Below are 3,279 nucleotides of genomic sequence, written 5' to 3' on the forward strand. Positions count from 1 at the left end.
CACTTTTCACTTGCGAAATACAATCATCCAAAATGTAGTAGTGAACCATTGGATTCATAGCCCAGATGGTTGTCCATTCCACCTTTTAACATGGCCTCAAACATGGGCCCGAAATATCTATAAGTACATTCTGGATATCTTCAACAGTTTTTGGTTGGTAATTTTCAAGGATTTGATTCGCTAATTCAATAGATTTCTCTTCTCGCTTTGATTTAGCCATTGGGGATACCTCCCATTCATTTGTTTTATTCTACCAGTAAAAAAACAAAAAACTAAACTGCGAAGCAAGAGCCGTACTCACTCTCACTTAAACAGTTAGATCCACCCCAGGTGCATCTCAACCTGTTCCCGCAATCTTTTTCCCCCGCGGTTGGAGGCTTGTTTCATCCGGTTCGGTAGTGATGCCGATTTGATCAAACTGCCCCTCTTTTTTTAGTGGAAAAGATAGTATGCCAGTACCATTTTCATTTGGTTTGAATATCCCAGCATTTTCACGCTCCCCGTCTTTCAAGAGCCAGACCTGATATACTTCCGAGCCTTTGAGTTTTGGCATATTTTCAACCTGGACAATCAACTTTTTTGACTGCCCTTCTTGAATAACAGCGGCATATCCGGTTAATTGATTGTTCGTTACATCTGATGCCTGAATCATCATTGTATTCAATACTTGGGACGGGACAGTATTGTACGGTTGTATCCCGGTCAAAAAGCTTTGAGGAAAATGGTTGTCTAAGGCAAAGAGAAGGGATGTCGCTGTTAGAAATATCAGCAACCCTCTGGCCAGGAGGCTGAATTGATTTTTCAACGTATACGAATGTTTCGGTTTTCTGATAGCATTTCTGTTACGCTTAAAAACATAATCCATTACACCTTTCTTTAATGAATGGGGGACCTTTTTTTCTTCAAAATCCCATTGTAAGGCATTCCAAGCATCATTCATTTCCTCAAGCTCCTCGGAACATAATTTGCACTTCTTTAAATGTTTGATAAATTTTTGATTCTCCTTTTCATTTAGTTCGCCCGTCATAAAGAGAAGTAAATTCCTGCAATTCCCCTCCATCTATGTATCCCCCAATTCCAAATACTTCTTTAGTTGCTTAAGAGATTGATAAAGTCTGCTTTTGATCGTCCCGACCGGTTCATTCTCAATCTCGGCAATTTCTGTCAATGAATAGCCTTGCCAATACAACAAACCGATCAACCTGTTCTGGGCAGTACTTAATTTGCTTATTGCTGCGGACAATTCATGTCTGAGAAGGCTTGTTTCAATCCCATTGTACGGGTCTGGGATCTCATTTTGACTGGATGGATCGATTTCAAATTGATGTTTGATATGTACCTGGTTTTTACGTATATAATCCACACAAATGTGTCTAGTAATCGTCAAAATCCAGTTAACAAAACTTCCTTTCTCTGATTGGTAGCTGCTATTAGTTGTCCATAGTTTCAGGAAAACAAGCTGAATAATTTCCTTGGTCATATCCTCATTACCATTTGTGAAATTAAACGTGAAGCTATAGATCAGTTTGATATACCGGTCATAGACCTCTTCCAGGGCGGGGCGATGTTGATCGTTGATCAACTTCATTAACTCCTCATCATCTTTATCCCTCAATCGAGCGTGCACCCCATTCTGTCAATACTTAAAAAGAAGCGGGAACTGCCGCCCAACACAGCAGTCCCAATTTCGTTCCATAAATTACTTAAAATCGGTATCCTTGTTAATGAGATACCAAACATCCTTAACACCTTGCCCGTTCACGTCTCCTTTGTTTTGGTCCTTTGCGAAATAATACAGAGGGTATCCTTTATAGGTCACCTGTTCAGCATCCGTATCCTCTCTTGTAATGGTACCAAAATCACACTTATCAAATCCTGCCGGAACATCAAAGTCCTTTTCCGTAAACGGTGGCCAGTTGTCTAGACACTCTCCGCTGCAATTGCTTGTTTCAGGCTCATCCTTTGTAAAATAATAGAGCGCCATCCCTTTTGAATCTGCAAGATACTCCCCGACTTTATCATCCTCAAGTAATTGAAGGCTTCCACTCTCGCCGCCCATATCACTGTTTTCTTCCGGACTTCCAATCTTTTCTGCATGATCCGTTCCTGGTTCTGAGGCTGTATTTTCCTGTAAAGCATCTTCTCCATTGCCGGTACTTTCTTTCTTGGCGCTTCCACAGGCACCCAATAGCATAGCCGAAACAAATAAAGCCAAAATGATCATCGCTCTTTTCATCATGTATCACTCCAATAAATTATTTCCATCCCCATTTTTGAAACACATCACGGGAAGTTTCGGTTTTTAAAAATGCAATGAATTGCTTTGCGTCTTTCTTTTGATCTGAGTTGGCAGCTATGCTGATAGGCGTACCGCGGTACAGCTTTTCCTCCTCTGGAAGTTTAACCAGATCCGTCACGTCTGCTAAACGATAATGCCAAGATTCATAGGTAATCCAAGCATCATGTTTATTGTTCTTTTTCCAGATTTCTATCGCTTCTGCACTGGAGGTGACGGACTGATCAATGTTCCTGCTAATCCCGGGGATGAGCCCTTTTCGGCCTGCCAAGTCCTCCCACAAACCCAGCTGGCCTGCCCCGTTCACGTCTATGATTTTTATTCCGCTTTTGGTTAAATCCTCCAATGATTGGATGTTTTTCGGATTGCCTTTTCTTACCAATATCCCGGCTGCCCTTGGAAATAGCTCTGTTTTTGATTTCTCATCAATCAATCCGGGATGGTTCAGCATCAGATTACGAAGCATGTATTCAGAGCCTCCGTATATAAGGTCAGCATCTTGCTTTGCGTCTTCAATCCATTTTGATTCAGGACCCGCAGTCACTTTGACATGGATTCCGGTTTCCTTTGAAAACCTTTCGGCAAGCTCCTCTATAGGGCCCAGAGGCCCGCCTGGCCCATACACGTGCAAGGTGTTACTGTCTTCTTTGGAAGCTTTTGCTCCAGAAGGCCCCATGGACACACATCCCCATAAAGATAGCGGAACGAACAACACGACCAATACAATTCCCATTCTCTTTAACAACTTTCCATCTCCTTCCTAAGAATACTCCTCTCATTAAAAATAACGGAGCAACTAGGCAAACGGTTTGAAAAATCTCGATTGAAAAGTTTTATCATAGCGATAAGTCATATTTATAGAAAAGAGAGCAGGCGCATGGCGAAGTACTGTTCACGGCTTTGTATGGGAGGCAGGGACTTGAGAGGCCTTAAATATTGTAAGTGATTTGAAATACTGTATTTTGCAAGAGAAAAATACACAA

At 41.7% G+C, this 3,279-nt stretch carries 4 protein-coding genes and 1 pseudogene; all 5 read right to left on the minus strand.

Annotated elements, in window-relative coordinates; translation table 11 throughout:
• Positions 1-47: 47 nt before the first annotated feature.
• Positions 48-220, minus strand: a pseudogene (locus tag D4N35_RS17545) (IS256 family transposase); the annotation flags it as partial.
• Between the two features lie 117 nt (positions 221-337).
• Complete coding sequence (locus D4N35_RS17550) at positions 338-940, minus strand: anti-sigma factor (RefSeq protein ID WP_164876422.1); 603 nt, start codon at positions 938-940, stop codon at positions 338-340.
• Between the two features lie 120 nt (positions 941-1,060).
• Complete coding sequence (locus D4N35_RS17555) at positions 1,061-1,615, minus strand: RNA polymerase sigma factor (RefSeq protein WP_120075976.1); 555 nt, start codon at positions 1,613-1,615, stop codon at positions 1,061-1,063.
• A gap of 84 nt (positions 1,616-1,699) precedes the next feature.
• Entirely contained in the window at positions 1,700-2,236 is a 537-nt protein-coding gene (locus D4N35_RS17560; RefSeq protein ID WP_120075978.1) for a COG4315 family predicted lipoprotein, read from the minus strand.
• A gap of 19 nt (positions 2,237-2,255) precedes the next feature.
• Entirely contained in the window at positions 2,256-3,041 is a 786-nt protein-coding gene (locus tag D4N35_RS17565) for an extracellular solute-binding protein (protein WP_268920386.1), read from the minus strand.
• Between the last annotated feature and the right edge of the window lie 238 nt (positions 3,042-3,279).

It is taken from the genome of Siminovitchia fortis, from assembly GCF_003605365.2.
GTDB classification, from domain to species: domain Bacteria; phylum Bacillota; class Bacilli; order Bacillales; family Bacillaceae_C; genus Siminovitchia; species Siminovitchia fortis.

What these genes read in the sequence shown, in the direction of transcription:
- D4N35_RS17550 (WP_164876422.1), bottom strand. Translation starts at nt 940, where the DNA reads ATGAATGATGCTTGGAATGCCTTACAATGGGATTTTGAAGAAAAAAAG.
- D4N35_RS17560 (WP_120075978.1), bottom strand. Translation starts at nt 2,236, where the DNA reads ATGAAAAGAGCGATGATCATTTTGGCTTTATTTGTTTCGGCTATGCTA.